Genomic DNA, 25,421 nt, shown 5'->3' on the forward strand with positions numbered 1-25,421 from the left:
CTTATTTATTTGAATTAGAAGTAGGTTTTAATATCTCAATAAAATTCATATTTGCCTGTTCTGTCCAGATATATTTCTGATAAGTTGTGCCAAATGGAGTTCGTCCTCCATTTCTATTAATGCTATTATCACCAAATTGATGATCTGTTAACGATTCTAAGGTTTTGGAATCACTAAGAGTATACACAATAGTTTTCCCATCATCCAATACAAACGCATTAAACGCATAACTTCCCATAAAGTGACGAATTGACAGAGCCTCATTTTCATCTGGTGGTTCTTGAAACGGCCCAGGCAATATTTGAGAAATCGCTTTTGCCCATATCTCTACCCCATCTTTTCCTTTTTCCATATGATAAAATGTTGAAAAGCTTTCTCCTGCATTAAGTTTACCGTCCTGGTAAAAATTTTGAAACGCGGCCAATTTAAGACTCTTTACAGATTCTGATGCTTTTAGATCATCTATAATTTTCCCCCCGTACACAACGCTGTTTTCACTGCCTGTCCCCATAACAAATTTAGCCATTAACGATTGGCCACTGGATTTGGAGTCGTAAACAGGGTAGTTGCCCTTAATAGGTTCATATTCTCCATTAAAATTTAGATTCATATATGGAGCATCTTGCTTAAGAAAATCAAGTGGTGAAAAATTGGCAGTAGAGGTTTGACTAATAGACCCACGTCTATCTGGTAGTGCAAAATTATTTACTTCGTGTATAAGATCACCCTGAAGTTTTGCTGCCGACTCATCAAACTCAAAAACAGTTCGGTACAATTTACTTTCTTTATCATACCAATTTGTCTTCACAAAAGCTTCATTTCCGTCTATATCAATTGCCATTATTGGCGTATTGCTTGCAAATTGATAAGGCGTCAATTCCGGATACATTTTTGTAATAGGATCCACTGATAGGAATCTCCCCACTTTCGCATCATAAATCCTCATCCCATAATCCTGCTGGCTCCCCTCACCCTTCACCTCATTATCATTCTCCTTCCCGTTAAACCCATACCTATAGCCCGATTTCATCCCTGGCCCTGTTCCCGCAATCAAGCCATACCTTCCCTCCATAGGCATCCCAAACGGATAATAATCCTGCATGCTGATCACATCAAGCGTACGATTAGTTGGTGTCCCCAACTTTTTATCTGACAGAACAGAGATCACATTCCCCAAATGATTCGTAAGCTCATACACCCTGCTCCCCTCACCCATCCATTTTTCATCTACTTTATTCTCGGCAATATTCATTTGGGGTTCCCAAAGCCCCAATCTGCTACTGCCATATAAATGCTGCTCTTTCCAGGTTATTACCCCTGATTGATCCTTTTCATAAGTAGCCAAAGTATTCCCCTGTGCATCTCTAACATACCAGGTGATAATTGGATTTGAAGTTGGTCCGTCTCGGTAATATGCCTTACTCACCCGGTTGCCGCCAACATCATATTTATACTCCAGAAAACGTTGATTATTCTTCAGTACTTTACTGATCTTGCCATAAGCTGTCCAGAAAATCTTATCAGTAGCCGTTTCAGCAATTAAGTTACCAATTTTATCGTAACTATAACTTCTTAAACCCTCAAGATCATTTTCATACTCAGAGGTTCCGCCACCTACCGGGAAATCATCTTTTACACTCGCCAGTCGGTTGGTCTTTTCCCCTGCAATGGTTTCATAGGCATAGGTGAGATTATCCATACCTAATGGCTTTCCAACCCCACTTCCATTCCTTATATACTTTAAGATATTCCCGTTACCATCATAGCTGATATCTTCCATAAATGGACTATCATCAGGATTTGCGCGGGGAACCCAGGTGGTGCTGGTAATATTTTGCTGACGCATATGCTTCAGCCGGTTCAACTGGTCATATACATATGTATAACCAACAGGGGCACCGCTTCCCCGCTCACTAAGTGCTAAGATAGCTCCGGCGATATTCCCATTAAACAGCTGTTTCCCATCATATGTTGCAGGCCGCTGGTACTCTAAAGCAAAGGCTGTAGGCGCTGCAATAGCCCTAAAGTCCCCATCAAAGTAATTCAAGGAGTAGGCCATGGCGTCAGGGGCAAATGGCTTGCCGCCAGTAAGGGAAGAGCCGTCCCTCCCCATATCATCGTCTTTGTTCAGGAAATTACCATTCATCCCCTTCAGCCATCCCTGCAGTGTATATGCATAATCCACCCCCTGAATATCGTTCTCGCCACCTAATTCCATGCGAGCTAAAGGTCCGTGAGGGTAATAAACATATGCTGCCTGCGTCTTAGAGCTCTGCATAGCCCATCCTCCATTCATAAAGCCATTATTCACTTTCACCAGCCGGTTTTCTGCATCATACTTGTACTCATACATAAACCGGTCGTTGTTCTCCGGCAATTGGTACCTGACCATATTTACCTTACCACTCGCCAGGTCATAGTCATAATCCATCCGTTTAACATCCAGCCCGTTTATCTTCTGCCACAGGGTTTTCACATTCCCTATCGCATCATAGCTATAGTAAGTCATTTGATCCGGCACAGCAGAACTGTTTTCCAGATACATAGAAGCCGCTACCCTCTTGCGTAAGTTTTCCAGCGGTTGGGAACTCAGCTCCGAAGGTTTTACATCATAGTAAGTCTTAGTAATCTGCTGACGTGTACCTGCATTTATTAAACCATCGGATTGCCACAGCGGAAGGAAAGGTGCTGCAGGAAGCGCACCAAGATTCAAGACCTCTCCCACTTCTTCGATACGTCCTAGCCGCTCATACTTAGTGTAAGAATACCTGTTGGCAATTGCATCTTCCTGCACCGGTGCCAGCTGCTCTGCATTCTGTGACAGTACCAAACGCCCCAGGTAATCATACCAGAAGTTAGAGATCCCTGCATCCGGGGTTTTCTGTTTCACTACCTGCCCTAAAGTATTATAGGCATAATTGGTAGTCATCTTATGGTCTGGGTATACACCATTTACGGCTATTCCGGAAGTAGGGCCACCTCCCCCTGGTTCAGCAGGAGGAACGTTAAACTGCGCCCATGAATACCTTAAATTACCAGGATTCTCCGCCCCATCAGCAATCATGCAGGTGTTCGCATATAATCTTCCCACATTAACAGCGGACAATACAGAAGTATATGTTCTTAAATGCCTTACAGCAGTATAGTTTTCAGGATACACAACCCCTCCGGAACCAACAGCCAGGTCAAAACCACAACTGCTTGCAGGAGCTTCAGGTGCGGCAGGGCAAGAAACCCCGTTTACATAGATCTGCAGGTTATCTGTAAGCAGGTTGGAGGCCTGCATTACTATATGTGTCCACTCTTTCAATGGCAATGCGCCCTGCACATTTACCGCAGTATGGTGGGTAAGGATCACACTCACTTCATTACCACCGGGCACCAGCTCGTATACATCCACATTCAGGAAGTTGCCATTGAGACAAGTGTTGAACATGTATTTCTTAGTGCCATTAGAAGTATGCAGCACCTGCATAGGTCCGAAACCAGTATTACGTAACCAGAATTCCAGTGCACCCGGCCCGTTGTTGATCACGTGGCCGAGATCATTTGCCACAGTTTCTTTATTTGCTTCCACACCGGGACCAGCATAGGTACCACAAGCCTGAATAGTACCACTACGGGCTTCCTGCACCTTTGCTACATCTGCATCTGACAAGGGGTTCACACCTTCAGGAGGAACGGTGCGGATCAATTGACCTGCCTGGTTGTAGTAATAAAGTGTATAGTGATAGATCTGTTGCGGAGCAATCAGCGTTGCACGCGCTTTTGTATTTCCACAAACCTCTACATATTTCTTCCTGAATTTCCTTCGTTCATCCTCTATGTATTTCGCATACATATATTTTGCCTGCTGTGCAGCATCGTTCACTAATCCCATCAAACAAACGAGGGGATCGTCGTTCACTTTTCCTGCAAAAGCAGGTTGGTTACATAAGCCCGCAGAAGGTTGTACTGCCAGCAGATCCTCGTAGGCTTTATACTGATCATAGCCCATGGTGAATCCCCATTGGTGATTCATATAGGTAGCCAGCATCCTTTCGTAATTTTCGTTGGATAGATTTAGAGCCCCACCTAAAGCTGCGTTAAAAGCGGACTTCGCATTGTTGTATTCCTGGAAACTGATACAGCCTTTTGCACCTGGGTCCAGGAATACTGGGAGTTCCACCGGTTTTTCCAGTAAGTACCTGCAATTGGTACAACCTTTCACCAGCATGGCAAGTTCTGCTTCTGTCACGTTTACACCATCTCCAAAGCGGTTTTTCACAAACTGGTAGAAGGACTGTCCTGCTCCATTTATTGAATGGTCCTCGATAAGCTTTCCGAGTTTTTCACAAATGGCTGTATTTGTATTACCTATAACAGTAGTAGTACCCTGCATCTTTGCTTTATACGGATACGGGCCGTCTATCAGCCAGGGATTACATTCCATAGTGTACGCAGGAACGTTCAATACCTGTTGAATAACATCTCCGAAAGAGGTATATCCGCCAACTGTGGTGGACTTGCCGGGAGGCGCAGTACTGGCGCCATAAATATGATCAGGATCACCGCCCAGTTTACACACGGCAATAAACCCTTCTTTTAATGCAGTGCGTTTGGCACTATAAGTAAGAAGTGTAGTTTTTTCCCGGAGACAATCCTCCATTTGCAGCAACCATGTTTCTGCGTTTTCTTCGCAGTTTACATCAATCTGCGATTGTATCCCAGCCAATGCCTGTGTGTTCAGCTGATTAAGATCTGCATCAGCAGATGCATTAGGAGCTATAGTAGTAAAACGCGGAGTTTTATTTACAAGTAAAGGATCGCAGGGGTCACCACCAGGGGGAATGACCTCACATTCCATACTTAAGTAAGTGATATTGATAAACTGGCCGAGAGTGCCATTGTTGTTATACGTCCCGCCATATTTGACTGTATTCTGCTCAAGCGGCATATGGAAAGTAAATACTTCCTGTTCACTGCCTCCCTGGAATTGGACCAAATACACCACAGACAACAGTATGTTATCTGTATTAGCCGGTACTGCACGGGAATATATCTTAACCCTGAAATTATCAGGACCGGCAGATTCAGTCGTTACATCAAAATGTCCATATTCATATCCGCAGGTCTCAGAATCCATGGCAGCCACGGAGTTCAGTGGCATATTCATGTTCATGCTCCTTCCAGCAATATTTGTACAGGTTACCACCCATACATTGAAAAACTGGTAAGGATTTGCACCTATCTTCACCTGCAGGCAGTTATAATAAACAGCAGTAGCACCAGCACAATAATCTGTCAATATCGGCTGATCATCTGAGTAACCTTTTACGATATGATAAGTTGTGGTTGATCCACCCACCAGATCAGTAAAACTAAACTCACCTGTTTTTTTACCATTAGCCGATGAAAGGTTTATTACGCCTGCATTGCCATTACATGGTAAATCACCAGCAGAAAGAGGGATACATTCAGCCCTGTTGATAACGATATCATTCAATTGTAAACCTTCAGGTACTGACCATGTAAATGTCTTTGGATTAACTATCTTTTCATTTCCTGCACTCGCATACTCAGCTGGCAATGTGAGATATAATTTGAAGGCAGCCCATTGCATGTTTCCTTCAAACTTCACCTTCAGTGTTTTCATACCTCCTGAAGTGGCTCCCTCCTGGTAAAAAGAAAAACTCGCCGGATCCGGGCATATATTTTCTACTGAAACCAATTTGCCGGGTATACATTTGTTCGCACACTCTCCCCCTTCACCATTCCGTTTATTCTGATAGAATTCTTCTTTCAACTGGAGGTACTTATCGCGGTACAACTCCCATTCACGGTCTATAACCCGGCAATTAACATCTGGGGTACAATTAACCCACTTATCCTCATTGCTGCTGGTGTTGGTGCTTCCAAAAGGATCCGCGCAATAGAGTACATAGTCTACATACTGTGTTAAACTCTTTACCGTTGGAAATTGGTTAGGGTATTTCTGTGAATAGTTCAAAAGTGCCTGGCGGAAAGTTGCTGCATCTGCAAAACCATTTCCACCACTCTGGAAATAAGGATCCGCATTTACCAGCCAGTCCGCCTGATCCCGGAGGTATTGTAAACCCGGTTGCAGTGAAGTGAGTTGTGCAGCTGTCTGAATTTCCTGTTTTAATCGCTGATCCCATCTGATATATTGGGCATTATCTTCACAAAAAGTAAGTGCGCATCGCTCCGGATGATATTGAAGAAACAGGTTTGCCCATGCAGGGTCCCAATATTTTATCAGATCAACTATTGAAAAGTTTGCATCGTACGGGGAGGTAAATGAGCCATCATCCTTTTTGATCAGTGTCGCCTGGTAATTAGGATCTGCCGGACCGGAAGGAATAAATACCTCCGAACGCCAGTACTTAGAGATTACATTCAACGTTGGTTCCAATGCAGTACCGTCAGCCATAAAAAGAGCGTATTGCCCTCCAGGGCTAACATCCGCCAACATCAGTGTTTTATATTCATCGCAGGGAGACTGCGAGCATGTGAGACGGATATTCTGGCAATAGGCAAACAGTACATCATACATGCCATCAGACCAGGCATCTATCTGCGTGCGGTAAGTAACCACATCGATCTGGTTTAAAAGCAACTGCTCCCGTACCCGGGTCATGAAATTTGCTTTTTCACCCAGGGTGCCTAAACAGGTTTGGCAATCACTGATGCAATTCTTAAAATCCATTCTATTCAACTGCTCCAGCAAAAACTGGAATTCAGTTTTCAGGTCTTTATTCCGCTTGATGAAATCGTCTGTATAAGTACCGATCACATCTTCGCTCATTCCCAATTCAAAACGGATATAATAGGTGCCGATCTTAGCCGGTGTATAATTAAATGATTCCACTTTGGGCTGTTCCAGATCGCAGTTGCTCAGCATACTACCTATAACGGCAGGCTGTGCAATAACGGTTTGAATGTTCCCATCATCATCTGATACAGTGATCTTTAATGAATAATAGCAATTGCTGCATATATTCCCGCTTAACGCGCTGCTATACCTGGAGATCAATTGCTCTACCACATAGTCCACCTTAAAAGACTGATTAGGTAAAGAAACCATGTAGTTGGCTGTAGCAGTAAGCGTCAACTTTGTCGGGTCGAATCTGAACTGCGAAGGTATCAGCAAAGGTGTGGTTTTAGCGGCTACAACCGGCTGGGATCCCAGTGGCATAAGATTCGCCGGTGCGGCTCCTGTAAGCGCAGTGGCAATTGTTTTGCCCGAAGCATCTTCGTAAGCAATAGCTACCTGGCCGTTGGGATCTACCGTCATCTTTTTCTGATAGTGATGCGCATAACCTACATCATTCCCAAATAACCTGTCCAGTTCCCAGGCTTCCGGTTTTCCATAAAAGAATAAAGTAGCCTTCCCGTTCGACCCCGGCTGGAATATTTCCCCTACTCCGCCCTGCACGCTTACCCTGCCTGTGTTATCAGGTGTGTAGCGGGTAACAGAGAAAGGATATCCATTTGCATTCGGAACAAACTTAAAGCGAATATCATCCGCTAAAAAGGGATTATTGGCTGAATAATAGGTTGAGGCACCTCCTCCTGTAGTACTCAGGGGATCCGGCTTATCAGGGGATCCCGGTGAGGTTCCATACATATTAGTGAAATTGTAGGGCTGCAGGTTTGCATTCAGGTTAAGGCCCGGGTAATATTTTATCTCTTTCGATTTTATAGGCGCAGGTAAAATACTCATCGCAGGCCTGCCGAATTCATCGTAAACAGTTTCCTGCACTACCGCAAATTTCTGTGAGCCCTCAGAAGCAGAAGCACCGGGATTGGCCACTGTTACAGATTGCCTGTTCCGCAAAGCACCATCTGCATAACTGATCACTTCTTTTTTCTTTCCTTCTTCTGCAAATGAAGCGCTGTATTGCCAGTTTTTGTTGGTCTGATGCCAGGGATTATTCAGTGGATGCACATAGATATCCGACCATTCCTGATCTTCATCTCTCAGGCCATTCGCAGCTTGCCTCACCCCGCGGATCCGTATCAACAGGAATTTGGATTGATGCACAAGTGTAATAGGATATTCCTGCGCAGCACTTACTGTTACACGGGTAAAGTTATTGCGGAACATCTCATGGTTGGCGGTGCCGCCAGGAGCTGAGAGTTGTTCACCAAAGACTGATTCTTCATCTATAAATGTCCAGTCCAGGTCAAATTCTTCAGTTGGCAGGTCTACGGTCCAGTTTACAAGCACCTCTCCTCCTGCTTCAACAGGCGGATTGATTACCGAACGCAGCGCTATGTTACCTGTATTTTCTGAAGGAGTTGGCGTAACCGTAAGTTGAATTTTGCTGGTTGAATTAGGATCTCTGTCATAGCGCCGGTCGATAGTCACCATATTGGTGAGTTTAAAAACAGGCGGCAATTCATCTCCCAGTTCCGCACTGGTAATATCGTTCACGGTGATCTTAACACGGTGTCCGTTCTTGAAACGATATGCTCTCTCCGCCTGGTAAATGGCCCCTGCGGCCGTATCATATCCAATTTCAAGGATAACATGGTCCTCGGTGATCGGGTCTATCTGATCGGGCTGGCTCCAGTATTCTACTTTGAGGTCTAGTTTACATTTAAACGACTTTTGCGGCAAACCTGCCGTATCCCGGTAAAAACCGAAAGTGATAACGTTATCTACTGTTTTATTCCTGATCAGCGACCAGTTAAAGGCTTCATTACGGAATTTTTCATCCTTCACTATCAGTGTATCTCCCTTTTTGATCTTACCCTGCAAGGTATGCTGGTAAGGCTCTGTAGCAGCAGATACATGCAGTAAGGTGCCAAAGAACAGCAACAGACCTGTTATAACTGATTTATGAATAACTGATAACTTTATCATCGGGTACATAGATGTTCTTAATAGATATATTTCACTTCGTAATTACGGAGCGCGGCCACAGGCTCCCAGTTATCACCATTCCTTTGCACATAACTGCTTACTTTAAAGAGTTCAGCAGGGATATTGGCTGTTTGCCAGTTATTGATACTAACTGTGATGTATTTATCCAGGGAGCGATCAGCAGGATCTTCCTCATCAGACATGCGCATAAACACACGCCTGATAAACATAGCGCTGTCGTAAGACACCCGGTATTCACGGCAACTACGGTGGTTTTCATTAGTAAGGCGGATAACGGTTAAGGGGGCCATATCTTCCCTGGTGATCACATACTGTTCCTTCTTCAATGCCGCCAGTTGTTCTTCATTTATAAAGATCTGCGGCCCAGCGTTCCTGTTTCCCCTGGGAGACATGAATATTTTATGAACGCTGTGGTTCACTGTTATTGACAGATCGGGAATGGCAATGATCTCCTGGTCTCCCAGTTTATAATAAGTAAGCGAATCCTGGTGGCAATAGCGGAAAGGTGTTAAAATGGACTTGCCGGTATCTGCCTTATCCATTAACCTGATATTTCCTTCTGCCAGGTAAGTTCTCAACTGCCCCACCTTATTGTAAACACTTCCAAGGGTATCAAAAAGTGCACGCTCTTCCTTTGTATAGCTATCTCCCGCAACAGGCGCCTGTACGGGAAGGGCTTCAGGCTCCTTTAAAAACGCCCTGCGTATCACAGGCGTCAGCGCCCAGGCCGTTACACCAGCACCTATTATCAAAGCAAGGATCAAAATATGTTTCAACGATCTCATATTAAAGCGCTTTTTTCTTATAACCTGTTTTGCTTTCCTTAATGGTAATTATACCTCGTTCCGTTTCTTTCTTCACCCTTGTTAAAGAGCCTTCATTATCATACTCGTAGAACGTGGCATAATTATTCTCATCCATTTCTCCCATCAGGCGTAACGTTATATCGTCATAGCTGAATGTTTTGATCTGTGCATCAAATGGGAAAATGCGGATATCATCTATCTTAAGATTTGAAGGGCCGCTTATCGTAAGGGCAATTTCGGTAAGGCCATCAGCATTTGGAGGAGGTGTCTCAATTATCCCCTCCACCAGTTTCCAACCTTCCACGGTAGCTTTACGTACGGGTTGATCAGGAAGAGGAACAGGACTTCCATTAAGGCTCAACTGGATGCCACCGTTTGAAGTTGAAAGCCGGTCACCATCTTTTATCCATGCAGAGAAAACATATCGTTTACCATCCATGGGCGCAAATCCCCAAAGTCCCAGCCAGGGGGTTACAGCCCTGTAGAATTCCCCATTGGGATTATTGCTGAGATAGATCCCCGGCATATGTTCATTATTAAACTGCCATGTTTTCAGGGTGATTGGCGAGCTGAGTTTTAAACTATACTTGCCGGAATGTGCATCACTTTCATCCAGGCGCGTTGCATAACCGGCACCCAGGGCCTTCATGATATCAAACTCTCCAACATCACAGTTCGGTTTGGCCATGCAGTTATTGTAAAACTTATAATCTTCAAAGCCGTCATAGAATATTTCCCTGTGGCGTGCATTGGAAGCAACGGCTACCGGTAATACGTTCCTGAATCCAAAACGGGCGGAGGTATACCTGTTCAGCGCATCCTTGCTCTCCAGTTCCTGTGCTGTTCTGTCCTGCATGGTTGCTTCTCTTACCACAACCCATCCGGGTACAACGCCGGTATGCTCCCTTGTTTTATACACTCCGTTGCTCTGCTTCTCATAGAATGGTTTCTTAAGAACATAGGCTCCAGCTTGCCGGATACCAAGATCTTTTACACTCGGATTAAAAACACCGTTGTCAGGCTTAGCATCCAGGTACGCGTATTCTTTCCATACCGCCCAGTTGCCGAGGAAACCGGTGTAGTAAGGATTAAGCACAGCACCGTTGGGAATAGTATCACAGGTTTGCGTACAAATGTTATATAGTTGCCCTGCACACTTATATTTCGCTTTAATGATATCGCCGTAAGTATCATCTTTTACGAAACTGTTATAAGGGTGCCCGTGTGGGTGATTGTACATCCAGTCTGAGGTCCATCCCCCATAAATCGTTTCGTCAGTGGCACTGATCAAATCCTGCCTGGTAACATGATAGGTCTCCAATCCCCAAACCTGCGGAGCAGATGATGCAGATCTTGTTTCTATTCTTAGCTTATGATTACCTGGCGTCAATACTTTGGGATAGATCTGCCATTGGGCACCCGTCAGCGTTTTGTGCTGGAATATTGTATCATCAAAAAAGATCTTTATTTCGCAATTAGCAGAGAATCCTACATAAAACCGTTCTTGCCCCTCAAACACCCTGAAACAATCTTCAACACCAGACCACTTGCCCAGCCCCTGGTTGGTTCCTGCCGGAAGGCTTACGCCTGATTTATTCAGCCGTCCGCATACTCTCGGCGTAACCGGGGCGCCCGGATTTTCCGGATCGGGTGGCGGGGTGCAATCTACATTTCCGCCGCCGCCCCAAAACCTGCTGGTCATCACTAAAGGAGAATAATTATCATCATACAGTATAGCACCATCCTTATCATAGAAATTATTATCCGTTACCGAACCAATTTTCAGGTCGAGCGACAGATCATCATTGTCCCTGATTGGAATACAGGCCATACCGTCTGCGGATTTCCTATATCCATCCGGACAATCACCTTTTAATTTATATCCACAATTAGGTGTACCATCGCAAATGTTCAATGTTTGCCCCGCCTTGCAGGTGAAACTCTCCTGGGATTTAACACCAAAGGGAGCAGTGGATAATCTGAAGCATGATACATTGGGGTTATTTCGCAACCATTCTGTTGAAAAGATCCGCTTATTGTTAAGGCTGTATGAACCAGCCCTCATTTCATTCTCATCTGCCTGATAGATCTCCACTGCCACAGCTTGAGGATTATCAATGGGACCACTACCATTACCACCATTGGCTGCATCTATCCGCACAGTATGCTTTCCGGCTGTCAGATCAACCTTAATGACCCGCCACCATAACGAGGATTCAGCCTGCAAGACAACCTGTGACGCTTTGAGTTGACCATCAATGTAATAATGACCAAAGTTATCAGATGCAAAACCCAGGTAATACACACCAGCTACAGGCGCTGTAAAACAAGCTTCCAGGCCCCACCAGGTGTTGTTAGGAACACCAGGCATTTTGACGCCAGCCTGCCATAACCTGCTGGTACTGGCACCCATCCAGTAATTATCCCGAAGGTCAAAATACTGTCCGGCATTATCATTAACTGCATAGGTTTTATATAACCTCACACCATGATCTCCATATCCCCAATAAGTATCTCCGGTCACAACACTGGAAAGTAAAGTAGGTCTTGCCCGTAATACACAACCCAGTCCGTCACCCGCATCCACATATCCTTCCGGACAGCTGTTATTCACACAGGAAGCCGGTTTACCCCATGCTTCATGATACAAGGCAGCCTTGGCATCCAGCATAGGGAATTCTTCCGTATTAACACCGCTGAAGAATTTATACAGGTCACCCGTGCCTCCTTCTCCTCTTGGATCTTTCAACGTAACAAAACTTGCACCTGATGCTGTTAGCAGGTTCCTGTAACCGGACCTGCAGACCTTCACTTTAGCTGCGGTGTAATTATTTTCCACCCTTCCTCCAACATCCACCAACCTTAACCTGGGCGCACTTCCATTTATAGAAGACCTGATCACCCAGGTCCTTCTGCCGTCACCATCAACTAATTCATCTCCCGGAGCCAGGATCCCCTCATAAATAGACGATATTTCTCCACGTTGTTCCCCAACTCTGAAATCCGTGAGGACCATGTTCAGCGTTTTATAGGCCATTCCCATTCCTTCATGCACATAGTAAGCAGGAACGTTCAACGTATAAATAGGATCTTCAAATTCGTTCTGCGTTTTAGTTAACAACACCTCTCCTGTTTCCTGATCAAAACATAAATTGGTGGTCTTAATGGTAGAACCATTCACCGTTTTGATAACCTCCCTTACTACACCATAATCCGCTACTGTTTTAAGCACACTGGCGGAACGGAATAAACGGTAATCGTTGTCCCTCGTGACCGGAATATGCGGGAAAGGAGTTGGGAAACCCAGGAAAGTAGGGATCACATCTACCCCGGCTTCATATACCTTATTGATATTGCCGGTTTCCTGCTCACGCATATCTGCGAATAATTCCACTTCACGGGCCATCCATCCTCCCTGTACTTTATGAGACTCTGAGAGGTATGGGATATCTGCATTGTTTAACCGCAGACGTCCGCCATCATCGTAAGTATTGTATATGTATTCAACAGACGCTATTTCTTCACCGGCTTTATTCTTTGTGATTTCCCTGAATGGTCTGCCATGCATATCATTGAGGTAGATCACATATCCCTGGGACATATACAGTTCATGCGCGTAATCAGATCCAAAGAACGGAAACCATCTTTTGGTTTCGGATTCAGCCTTTTCTGCATTGGTTTGTGCTACTACAACAGGGAATTCCTTCGCAGTATAGAACTCGCTGACTGTTGAGCCCATTGCGTTGGATACCTGTCCGTTTGCCGCAAGGTTGGAAACTGTTACTTTCCTGTAACCCACCTGTGGCGCGGGAAATACGGATTCAGCCATAGGCTCCTCCAGGTAAAATGCATTGCTGAGCGACCACATGTTTTCCTGGGAATAGGGTAACGGCATCCGCATGGGATTTTCATCTCCGCCGATGGATGGCTCATAGGTGGCCACACCACTGCTCACCAGTTTCCCCTCTTCCATCATACGATAGTCGTAGCTTTGCCCGTATGTTGCCCCCGCAGCATTTTCAGCCATCAGGTCCCAGTTATCCGTGATCCTTATTTTACTGACCCTCACACCTCCTCCATTTTTGCCGGCACTGGGTGCTGCGATACGCAGAAAACTCTTCTCCTTCTTAATCGCCTCTGCAAAATGCTTTTTAACGGCTCTCTTGTTGAAATTCATCCGCAGTTCGGAGAAATTACCGATCGCATTGGCCAAAGCACTTACAGCAGCAGCCACGGGCCTGTCGTCATTGATCCTGTTCTTAAATCCCGGGTAAGCATAACGCGGGTATTCCAGCCGCATCTTCTGCCAGGCTGCGAATGAAAAAGGATTAGCAGTTATATTGCCTACCTCAGCAGTTTTAAAGAGGAGGTATACCACCTTACTATCAGAGGGATCAAAATTCACTGTGCTTATTTCCGCATAACCAGGAACATAATCATAGTATTCATCACTATCGGACAAGGGATGATCAGAAACATTCGTAAATAATTTTGCATAGATATATGGCTTGCCGCCTAAATAATTCCTGATAAACCAATTCCTTCTTAAAGTTTCATCTGCAGGAACACCTTCAGGCGCTTCTGTTAGTTTGAATTTAAATCCTTGTGCATCCCTTAAATTCAATGCCGGATCTCCGTTCGTATTTGTGATCAATCCTTCAATACGGGTCATCTGCATGGCTTTCCTGTCCTGCACATAGGAATAATCATCTGATTCATAATCCACCAGGATATCTCCTCCTGAAGGCAATTCAATTTTAGAAAGATGCCAGGCTTTTGCATTTTCATCTGCCAGGGCAGACCGGTCTGTATAGGGAAACTCATCGTTCTTTAATTCCGGGAAGCCTTCATTGATGTTTGCATTGTCCGCTGTTCCCTTGTAAGTACCCCAGCGGTCAGAAGACAGGAAGCTGTACGGCTTATTTTCCCCATAAGTGAAAACATAAGGATGGTATTGACCTTTTACCGAGTTATTATATTCAAAATGAACACGGTTTAAGGTAAGTTTCCCCTGGCTGCCGGGAGCAATGGAGTTAGGCGTTCCCGGGCACAGTGTATAACCATAATCAAACACTACCTTCTTTATGGGCACAGTCAGATCTGCTTTGGAATAGATCCGGATTTCCTTAAGACATTTCTGTTTCAGGGCTGTATTTATACCTCCGTGCTCACTTGTTACTCCTAAAGCATCCAATCGGTCTGCGGTAATAAAGTAAGCGATCTTGGTTTTTGATTCAATGGAATGCAAATACCATATCTCCTTTTCTCCATATACAATATTCCCTTTATCATCCGAATCATCAGCATAAAGGCCTTTATTATATTGCGCTTTATCTGCTGCAAAAGGCGTCCTCCATTTATAATCTCCCAGCTTTGAATAGTTAAACTTTACTGCGGTTCCCGGATCATCATCTGTTATCCCATCATCTGCAAGATCCACGTAATCCGGTGATAATACTGCTGTGAGGAGATGTGCGGTAGCATAGGAAGGTTGCATCTCTTTCCTGTAGTATTGGTCTGTTTTATCATGTTTATGTTTGATCTTTCCGTTTTGCTTTTGGTAGGGTACCAGGTTCGCATTTTTGTCATTCGGGTCGGTAGGCGCACCCTCTACAGAAAAAGTGTATTCTTCCTGGAAGTTATTATATACCGGAAGCCCATATACCATACGGCTTCCATTATCACCCTGTACCGTAATTTCAGACAGATGATGTGGCTTTTTCTTTCCCTGCTTAGTGTCATTCCTATTGAACGGTATTACTTCCGGTTGATTACACGGAGGTGGTGTAAAAGCGAGGTGTTGATTAAAGGGATAACTTTTGATCTGCTTATCCAAACCAGCAAATTCTGCTTCCTCAGCAGTTAAGGCCAAAATAGGCGAGCGCCTCAACTGACGTCCTTTCTTTCTCAGCGGGCTGGTGGTAACCTGGCTATTATATGGGTCATTCCCTTTTACCAGCTGATCTGTCAGCTGCCGGCCATTGAGGGCCACTCTCACCAGCTCATCCTTATGGATCCGCGTATTAAAAGTAGGGTCGTCCATATTCTTTTCCCCTACCATCTTAAAGTAAGCCTGTTCCTCTCCCAGGGCATCTAAACGAGGATAATCGCCTTTTGCAAGGAAATCATTTTTCGTTTTCCATTTACCTGTTTTGTTGGATACATTTTGCTGCGCATAAGATGCCCCTCCATGGAAATAGGTACCAAAGCCATACTCTGTGAACAAAGAGCCACTTTCTGTTTTATCTTCTGTGAACGCATCTGCAAAGGTTCCTGTATTTCCCCTGTAAAGGCGGAACTGCCCACTTCCAGCCTGGCCGGAATAAGTAAAGAGATCCGGTGTTGCAATGGGAATGGCCAGATTCGGCAGGTTTGGAACAACCGGGTTATCTTTTTCCCGCATAAAATCCATTAGTGCGTCCTTATCCTGCTTTCCTGCTTCTGCATACATAAATCCATATGCTTTTGTTTTAGTAACAGGCTGCAGCACTTCCCTTACCGTTTTATACCCGGTAAGGCCCCCTCCCAGGTATAAGAGCCATGTTGATCCACCAATATCAAAACCATAGGAATTGCTTTTGGTTTTAAATGCCGTGGTGGTGCGGGGATAAAACGGAGGTGTATTGTAACTGGTATTTGAGTAGGATGTGCTGTAGCCGGTACTGCCTGTAGCAGTGATTTTGGCCGAAAGATCATCAACATCATCCATTCCATCGCTGTAATCAAATGATGCACCCAATGTGGTGCTTTTCAATCCTTCACGTGTATTATAACCCAGGTTGGCAGACAGTCCTGCACTAACGCTTTGTACATCGCTCATTTGCTGCTTTACAGACAAAGAAAGCGAAGGGTTTACCCCAACACCATCCTGCGTATTTGAGTTCATAGAGATCCTTGCTCCCGCCTTTAAGCCGGCTGTTTGACTGCCGCCCATTGCCACAGACTGTGAGATCCCCATGCCTATACCGACATCTGCTCCATAACCCGTATAGTTGTCGCTGAAAATACTCACACTACCCGAGCCACTAAGCCCCAATGAATTTCCCGTCAATTCAACACGGCCGGTTACTTTTCCCCCTACCGTGATCCTGGGCTTCATATAGCTTTCCACTGCTACCGTATCTCCGCTGGCATCGTCTGCAATACCTCTCATACTCCTGTTAATAGCCCCTACGTTCAGGTTCCATCCCAATCCTACCCAGCTGGCCTCATCGTCCATACTGATACCGGAAGCATAGTTAAGGTTCACCGGATAACCATCCACGTCTATCAGGGGAATATTATACTTAAAATCTCCTGTAGACAGATCCACCATATCGCTGGTGCCTGCCGCCGTAAACTGCGATGTTTCCGGCTGCTTAGGGCCGGAAGTAAGTGCCAGTGAACGCAATGGCAACAATGCTTCCAGGGTTAAGATCCCTAGAAAAAAACAAGCAATGTTTTTCTTTGTTGCAGCTTTTCTTATCATATCCGTGAGCTTATAGAATCAATCTTATTAATAGCAGGCAGTTGTACAGGGAATTCAATAAACCGGTGGGTGAACAACCAGTCACTAAAACAAAACTTCACATTTTCCACCTGCCATTTCTTCTTCTCAAAAATGATCATGTATTCAATACCTTTCAAATTTCCATTGGCGATACGCATTGTATGTGCGGGCAATAAAGTATCTGCACCAGCCACCAAAGCGAAAAGTGTATCCAAACCATAACTGGCCTGCTGGCTTTCTCCTTTCGATGCTTTCGTTTCAGGAGATACTTCCACATTGAGTTTAAAACACCACTCCTCCTGGCCCTTTTCTTTCTCCGGCAGATAGGTTAATCTGAACTGATGCCCGTTTATTTCCTTTACCTGGTACAAACCGTTCAAAGAATCTCCCATCAATGTTTTCATGCGATCCTGCCGGCTGCCGGAACAAGCTATCAACGCCCCAATGATCATCACAAGAATATATTTCATGCTACTCTGTTTCTACTTTATAAACAAATCTTAACTGCCGTGTTTCTCCGTTAGGCAAACGCATATTCAGGATATAGAAGTCGCCATCTACAAAGCCCTCTGCATCTTCCAGATCAATGATCACCTCATTGCGGCCATGTTTTAAAGTGATCTCCGGTAATTTCTTAATCTTTATCTCAGGTTTGCTGATGCATTGTATATCATACTTCAGTACCGCCGTATTATAGATATTTTGCACAGCGAAATAGATCCGTTCCTTTGCGATGTAAAAATTGGACTTCGACAGATCTTCAATATTCCTGAAACTCTCCACCGGCAGCGCCTTCACACTATCCAAACATTTCACCGTAAAGTCCCAGATCTCAGACCTCCCCAGCACCATCTCTCCCCTGTTCGCCAATACCTGCCATGCATAACGTTTTCCTTCCTGCAATTCCCGGCTAAGGGGCGGATAGAACAACATCGGCGTTTGAATATTGATCTGCTGGATAACTGGCATATTGTAATGCAAGGCCTCTGCCTTTGCCTGCCCTGGTTTAACTTCTACCAGTACCAAACGGTACTGCATACCAGGGATGGCAGGTAATATAGGTTGCCAGAAAAGTGTGGGCCGTTTGTCGCAGATCTGATCGCCGTCATAAGGTTCTGTGAGCATCAAAGGACTGAAAGGCTCCAGGAAATAGTCGAAACATTGTTCCGCCAGTAATTCTCCCGGTTTATCTTTATCGTTGGCATATAACTCATAACAGTATTCGTATTCTCCTTCCGGAAAATGATGACTTTGCCTGATCACCGTGGCAGTGGGATTACTTCCAAACTGCCAGGAAGCATTGTAGGCAACAGCAGGCGGTATACTGCTCAACCCGGGATTCACAGCAAAAGCAGCGGTACGGGTTTCTGCTACTTTACCTGATCTGCCCTCTGTTATCTTAACAACCAGGAAGCAGGAAACCGGTTGTGCACCAGGGTTCATAATCCGCGCCATCATCACCCCTTCGAGTGTACGGCCCTGCGTTTCAGGAAGGAAAGAAATGGTCATCTGCGCCCTGCTTAACAGTGGCAGCAACAACATCGTCAGGATGGTAATACAACGTATATTCATCTTCATACTAATTCAACTGGTAATGCAATGACATTTCTGTACGGAAGTTTCCATACAGGTAATTCTGTGGCGTATTGATAAGATCTTTACGCAGGTCTACACTCACATTCACGCTAAAGCGCTTCATCAGCTGCGTGGCCGCCTGCTGGCGGAAACCCACCTGCCTGACCACATCTTTATTATCCAGGAAGGTGAGGCTGCTGCCGCACTGGATGTGTTTCAGCAATGCATAGTGATATCCAGCATCCACATTCAGCAGGTTGCTGTAAATAGCAGCATTCTTCATATCCCGGTTGTAAAAAAGGTTACCGGCAATCATGCGGCTGCCGATCATTACATTATGACTGAGATGGGTATTAATGAACATGCTGCGTACTGGTTGCACAGCGTTCTCATAGTTCAGCTGCTGCAAACCCAGCATGGCAAAACTCGTGTATGGGCGTTTCCACATCTTTCCATTCATCTGGGAAGAGAAAGAGACCTTCCTGTTCAGGAATACAGCATCACTGTTCTTATCGCTGACAGTATTCATCTGGCTTTGGTGGAGTCTGCTGCTGAGTGTAAGTTTCCGGGACACACGGTAACGTCCGTCCAGCGAAAAAGTATAGTTCTTCCATTGGCTGCCAGTTGCTGCAGAGCGGGCCATGTTCTTTACATCAGAGCGAAATTGTACGCTGGCTTTGTTTTTCAGCCAGGTGCGTTTCAGGTTGAGGCCGTATTGGAACATACCACGGCGGGAATAAGGATTACCGGGGTTGTTATAACCTAACCCTGAATAGTTCAGGTAAACAGTATGTGCCGTTCTCCATTTAGCGATCTCGCCACTATAGCTCAATCCTGCGGAAGCAGTTACCAGGAAGTCGTCAAAGAAACCAGCTATGGCAGCTTTGGAAACGGCCGCATGCTCCAACCCGGGCCCTGAACCACCTGTACGGTTAGCCGATTTGGAGAACTCCGCTTCTATGGAACCATATTCACCCAGGCTTAATTGTTTGGAGAAGGAACCAACAAAAGTATTCTGCGCCAGTGCCATCACGTCAGGGGCACGGCCGGGGGAATTACGGGCATTAGCGTTCAATGCGGAAATATGCGTATGTCCTTTGCCGATATCTCCGGAGCCAAGCCGTAAGAACTGCAGGCTTTTGGCAGGTGCGTCCATCGTAGCGTTAAGGCCTATATCACGTGGCGTCATTTCCCGGGTTTTACCCAGGGCAAGCATCAGGTATTTGTTCTTGTCGTTCAGCAAAGAACCTGCAGCGCCTGTCATAAACAGATCGGATACAGTGCCCTTGCTGGCGTTAGCCGCTATATTACCAACATTCAGTTCTTTTACTTTCATTAATAACCGCTGCAGCCCGCTCATGGGAATGAGGTCTTTTGCCAGCCTGGCTGTAGATGCAGGATCTTCTATCCATTTGTTCAGATTACCTTTAACGAGGTGCTGGCTGTTTAAGAGTTGCGCCCCTCCGCCCAGTTCCTGCTTTAGCTGCATCACCTTGCCGTAATAATTTTCCAGGATACTGTCTGGCAGCAGGCGGCTGTCGAATACGAGATTGCGCAGCTGCACACTGTCCATATGCATCAGCTGATCTGCACTAATATGGTGGAACAGGCTATCTTTCCCCGCCTGTAATGATTTCATCCTCGCGTCTACAAACGTCCGTAGGTGGGATTTAAAATCGATATCGTCCAGGAAGTATTTTTTGAGATCATAGTTTTTCTGAAGATGCGCATTTATCTTTTTTACATAAGCCTCTTTATCAAAATTGAATTTTACCAGGTTCTCGTTTTCCAGTTTAGAATCAAACCGGCTATATCCGGAAACGTTGGCATATTGAAGGTTGATAGGGATACTGCCAACCGTTACCTGGTCCTGCAACTGTATATTGTTCCACCATCCGGAGGAATTGCCGGTAGTATCTCCATAGCTGGCTTCTGCCCCAGCCTGGGACAGTTTATTGGCAGGTTTACCTGGTAACTTTAAGGAATTCAGTGCCGGCTCATCTTTCATCAATGCATAAAATCCCCTGAGTTTATCATCAATGAATTTATTCATCCGGGAAGTATCCTTCAGCAGTTTATACCCTTCCTCCAGCTGGCGGGTTTTGAGGGAGCCGGAAATGCTTTGCACATAAGCAAAGAATTGTTGCTTTAAGGTATCATTAAGTCCCTTTAAATTATGCAGCGGAAGAGGTCCTGTTAAGAGATTTCCCGGTAAGCCCGGTTTGGGGAAACGGGAAAATTGCTTATTGAGAGAGTCAACCAGTACTTTTCTCATGACGGCATTCCCTGCAAATGAGACATTGCTTAACATCGCCTTTCCCGTATCCAGCGGGGAAACGGTTCTTTGCGCATGCACAGGTATAGTAAATGCAAGGCATACAATAATGCCGGCATAACGGAAGAAGGTCATAGTTCGCGTTTAAAAAAATAGAAGCATAAATCACTTATGGGTGATCAGGTACGGGCGAATATTCATATAATAAGCATGGGAATTGTATTAATTAATTATAGGTTACGGTATTGGGACATTCACATATGCTGACCTGGCATTTTCCTCTACATTACTCTCCAAAAGTATAAACAAATTCCAGTTAACAAAATTAATTCTATTGGTTTCTCTTTTTGCAATTGGGTTAAAATCTTAAAGAAATGTTTCTCTGGGCATTGCTTACCATTTCTACGAATGCCGCAAAAGTAACTTATAAGAAAATAAAAGGCATAACATCTTTGGGGTATTTATCAGATAACGTTTGGAGTTCTAACAAAAAAAGAGGGTGAAAAGGCAAAACCCTTCCACCCTCTTCAAAAGAAAGAAATTAATTACTGATAAGCCACCCGCACAATCCTGTTTGCCTGCCTGTAATCAAACTGCGTAAATGTGCCCACCATCAGCAAAGCATTCTGCCCTGTCATAGGCAAGATCTTCGTTATCTGCCCTAAACCTCCGCTACCGCTAAACGTAATCCCTCCGTTAGTGTTATAAGTTTTATGCACAGCACCATTTGGTGTAAGCACCACAAAATTGCTGCGGGTTACACCTGCAAACTTGCGGAAAGTTCCAGCCGCAATAATATTGCCGCCGGGTATCAGTCCCAGGGTATTTACATACCCGTCAGCACCTTCTCCCACGTTAAAGGTGGGATCAGGAGAACCATCTGCATTAAGCCGCACTATACCTCCTGTATTCACACCATTAAACTTTTTAAAGTTGCCTGCGCAGATGATCTTACCATCCGGCTGCACAAGAATAGTGGAAATAGCCTGATCCGGCCCTGTACCAACATTAAAGCCAGCATCTAAAGAACCATCTGTATTCAGGCGGGCAATGCGGCCTGCGTTTTGACCGGCGTAGGTGGTGAAGTTACCAGCTATCAGCAGCTTATCATCCGCCAGCAAATGAGAACTGGTGATACTTCCATTCACCGTTAATTTACCCTGATGGTTCACCAGGTCGTAGTGATAAGAAGAATCCAGCGTACCGTCAGGATGCAGGCGTGCGATGTTAAATACCATGGTAGAATCCAGGTGAAGTGAGTCTATCCCCAGCTCCATAGTGGTAAGATTATAATTAGGCCGTACATAATAGCGGTAGTTACCGATAGCAATGATCTTTTTATCACTCTGTATCAACAATCCGCTCACCGTACCACGGAAACCGCCTTCCAGCTCAGAAGCCGGAGTGGCAGCACCGGATGGGCGAATAACAGAACGTTGTGCAACGCCTCCGTTTGTATTCACTTTTGCAATACTGAATACCTGGCTTACCTGGTCATAGCCGGTAAAGTACCCGCCTACCAGGTATTGCTGCTCATCGGGCATGTATACCATGGGATTTATATAACCTGAAGGACCCGTGAAGTTACCGTAAGCAAAAGTACGGTCCAGCGTACCATCTGCATTAATGCGCGCCAGCCGGTTCACACCTCCTGCAATCGCAGAGTTGTCATATTCCCAGAAGTCGCCACCTATCATGTACTTATTACCCGGTACGGGAATAACATTGAAAATATTGGCGTTACCACCTCTTACACTGGGAAAAATGGTATCCATCTGGAAAGGACCGAATACGGGGAAATACGGCCCGAAATAGAACTCCTGCCCTATCTGTGCGGACACGGCGCCACTGCTGCCCAGCTCCGGCACAGTTACCGTAATGGTAGTGTCTGTTACTTTTATAATGGGTGCTGCTGTGCCATTGAACAATACTTTAAGGTTATCTTTCACTGCCAGGAAGCCTCTCCCCTTCAGGATCACCTCATCCCCTACTTTCCCCTTCGCAGGTGAAATAGCCTGTTCTTCCGCAAAATTGATGGCAGGCAGCACGGGATCGCCATACGGGCCTTTTTCGTTGCTGTTCACCGATTCCTTGGTGCAAGCCACCAGTGCGGCACCCAGTAGCAGGCATGCATATGTTATTCTTTTCATCATGTACATTTTACTTTAAGTAATCCATTGCGATACGGGTAAATTCACCACCGCGGAAACCGAAAGCGTGAGATATGCTCAGCGCATGTATCACACCGTTCTTCGGCTGTATGTCTGAAGACACTACCCTTACCCTGGGATTGTTCCTGAAATTGGTGGGATCAAATGTGATATCCGTTACCGTTAAGATCCGTGGCCCTACTGCCTCTACACCGTTGTAACTCGTATAGTCCAGCCCGATATTGAGGATGTAACCGTCCAGCATAATATAATTGATCCCTGGAAAAGCACTGATGTTCTCCGGGTTCACACGCGGGAAAGTACCTGCCACGCGTTTGCCTTTCATGATATACATGCTCAGGAATTTGCGCCATACTTCCGGCCCGAGGTCTGACATCTTTACGGAATCTTTCATGTTAGCATAGCGACTTGCATTGAGGCTATTCATTGCTACACGTATCACCTCGTCCGTGGGTGCAAAAAAAGTAATGGTGTCTGATGTCATCATGTCTTTCAAACCAGCCAGATCCACGATCTGTTTGATGGTATCGAAATACAGTTTTTTCTCAGAGAGGTAATCGTATATAGTGCCGTTATAGTATGGATTGGCCTTACCACCATCTACATAGTAATCCTTTTTGCAGGACTGCGTAAGCATTACAAAACAGAGGAACACAAGCGGCCATTGAAATATCTTTTTCATACAATGCATTTTAATTTTACTGTACCCAATAAGCAGTTTGAACAAGAAGAGGATTCGTACGGATGGACTCTACAGGAATGGGCCATGTCCATGCGCGGCGGTCAAACTGGTCCTGCGTGAGATAGTTCTCGCATTCGTTGATGTCCATTACCCGGCCTGTTCTCACCAGGTCTGTCCAACGTTGTCCTTCTCCCATCAATTCCCGGGTCCTTTCCAGGAAAATGGCGTCTTTCAGATCTTTTCCACCACCACCGGTATATTCTTCTGCCTCAGCGCGGTGCCTGATCTCGTTGAGGAGGCTAATAGCTTCCGCATCTCTCCCACCTAGTTCTGCCAATGCTTCGGCCTGCAGCAGCAGTACACCGGCATAGCGGAAATAGAGGATGTTGAAGTCGAAGCTGCGGGTAGCAGGGTCCGCAATAGCGGAGTACTTCAGGAACATGGAAGATTGGGGATTGAGCAGGGAATACGGATCATCGAACCATAACGAGAAGCGCGCATCTGACTTACCCGGCGGGTACAGTTTATCAATAAATTCCTTCTTGATAGTGATCTCACTTCCCAGGCCACCATACAACGTGGTGCTGGTTGCCAGAATGGGCTGGTGCAGCACCCACTGGGCCATATAGCCACCGTAAGAGTTACCGTAATTAGCGTCCATACTGAGTTCCCAGATCCCTTCTTCAGAACGGCCTTTGAACATTTCCTTGAATACTTCAGGCACGTAGGGCATCAGTCTGTATTGACGCAGGTCTGTTACAGCCTGGCATTCTTCTGCGCATTTTTTCCACCACTCGTTTGCACGGGCTTTGTCGAAACCGGCTTTCCAGGCATACATATGTGCCATCAATGCATGCGCAGCCCCTTTAGTGGCACGCACTGCGCGGAAGGTGGGGTCTCCATAAGCTTCCGGCAGGTCTTTCACCGCCAGTTGCAGATCAAGAATGCAGGTATCCAGCACATTCAGCATATTGCTGCGTGCCTTCAGCCGGGTATCATATGGGTCGAATTGCAAAGGCACATCTCCATAATAAGTTACCAGCAGGTAATAGTTGAAACTGCGGATGAAACGTGCCTCTCCTATAAACCTCGCTTTCTGCTCCGAACTCACGTTCTGATTATTGATCTCCGGTATTTTTGCCACGCAAAGGTTGGCCATGGCAATGGACTTATAGAAATCGGCCCAGCTACTCCGCAGTGCTCCTAACCCGTCCTGCGCGTTCAGGTCAGCGCTTTGCATTTGATTGGTAGAAAGCATGATGAAATTCCTCTTAGCCCAGAAGTTCCAGTTACCGGGCCTGAAATCGCCACTCACGTAAATAGCGGCGTTGCCCATGCGCGTGCGCAGCAGGCTGTAGGCAGCATTTACGCCCATTTCCGCATCTTTTTCATCTTTCCAGAAATCAGCGCCGGTAAACCTGTCGCTGGGTTCTACTTCCAGGAATTTTTTGCAGCCGGACAAGCCTGTGCCCGCCAGTACAATACATGCCAGTATTATGTTAAACCACTGTTTCATTTTTCTGTTTGTCTTTT

The 25,421-nt window shown here is 45.5% G+C and carries 9 protein-coding genes; all 9 read right to left on the reverse strand.

Annotation, left to right across the window (positions count from 1 at the left end; translation table 11 throughout):
- Position 1 precedes the first annotated feature (1 nt).
- The 9 genes from AAHN97_RS11360 to AAHN97_RS11400 all read right to left on the reverse strand — a co-directional run bounded on the left by AAHN97_RS11360 (position 2) and on the right by AAHN97_RS11400 (position 25,404).
- The gene (locus AAHN97_RS11360) at positions 2–8,869 is read right to left on the reverse strand and encodes an RHS repeat-associated core domain-containing protein (RefSeq protein WP_343307727.1); all 8,868 of its coding nucleotides are present in this window, start codon (positions 8,867–8,869) and stop codon (positions 2–4) included.
- 17 nt (positions 8,870–8,886) lie between these two features.
- Positions 8,887–9,675 carry a hypothetical protein gene (locus AAHN97_RS11365; protein ID WP_343307728.1) on the reverse strand — a complete coding sequence of 263 codons (789 nt, stop codon included), beginning with the start codon at positions 9,673–9,675 and terminating at the stop codon, positions 8,887–8,889.
- Between the two features lies 1 nt (position 9,676).
- On the reverse strand, positions 9,677–17,164 hold the full coding sequence (locus AAHN97_RS11370; protein ID WP_343307729.1) for a hypothetical protein: 7,488 nt from the start codon (positions 17,162–17,164) through the stop codon (positions 9,677–9,679).
- Positions 17,161–17,655, reverse strand: a complete 495-nt coding sequence (locus AAHN97_RS11375; protein WP_343307730.1) for a hypothetical protein — start codon at positions 17,653–17,655, stop codon at positions 17,161–17,163. The genes AAHN97_RS11370 and AAHN97_RS11375 overlap by 4 nt, the downstream gene beginning before the upstream one ends.
- A 1-nt stretch (position 17,656) precedes the next feature.
- On the reverse strand, positions 17,657–18,763 hold the full coding sequence (locus AAHN97_RS11380; protein ID WP_343307731.1) for a hypothetical protein: 1,107 nt from the start codon (positions 18,761–18,763) through the stop codon (positions 17,657–17,659).
- 1 nt (position 18,764) lies between these two features.
- The gene (locus AAHN97_RS11385) at positions 18,765–21,170 is read right to left on the reverse strand and encodes a hypothetical protein (RefSeq protein ID WP_343307732.1); all 2,406 of its coding nucleotides are present in this window, start codon (positions 21,168–21,170) and stop codon (positions 18,765–18,767) included.
- Between the two features lie 410 nt (positions 21,171–21,580).
- The gene (locus AAHN97_RS11390) at positions 21,581–23,185 is read right to left on the reverse strand and encodes an IPT/TIG domain-containing protein (RefSeq protein WP_343307733.1); all 1,605 of its coding nucleotides are present in this window, start codon (positions 23,183–23,185) and stop codon (positions 21,581–21,583) included.
- A gap of 10 nt (positions 23,186–23,195) precedes the next feature.
- Entirely contained in the window at positions 23,196–23,888 is a 693-nt protein-coding gene (locus AAHN97_RS11395) for a fasciclin domain-containing protein (RefSeq protein WP_343307734.1), read from the reverse strand.
- A 16-nt stretch (positions 23,889–23,904) separates the two neighbouring features.
- Entirely contained in the window at positions 23,905–25,404 is a 1,500-nt protein-coding gene (locus AAHN97_RS11400; protein WP_343307735.1) for a RagB/SusD family nutrient uptake outer membrane protein, read from the reverse strand.
- Positions 25,405–25,421: the final 17 nt, after the last annotated feature.

This window comes from Chitinophaga niabensis, assembly GCF_039545795.1.
Lineage (GTDB): Bacteria > Bacteroidota > Bacteroidia > Chitinophagales > Chitinophagaceae > Chitinophaga > Chitinophaga niabensis_B.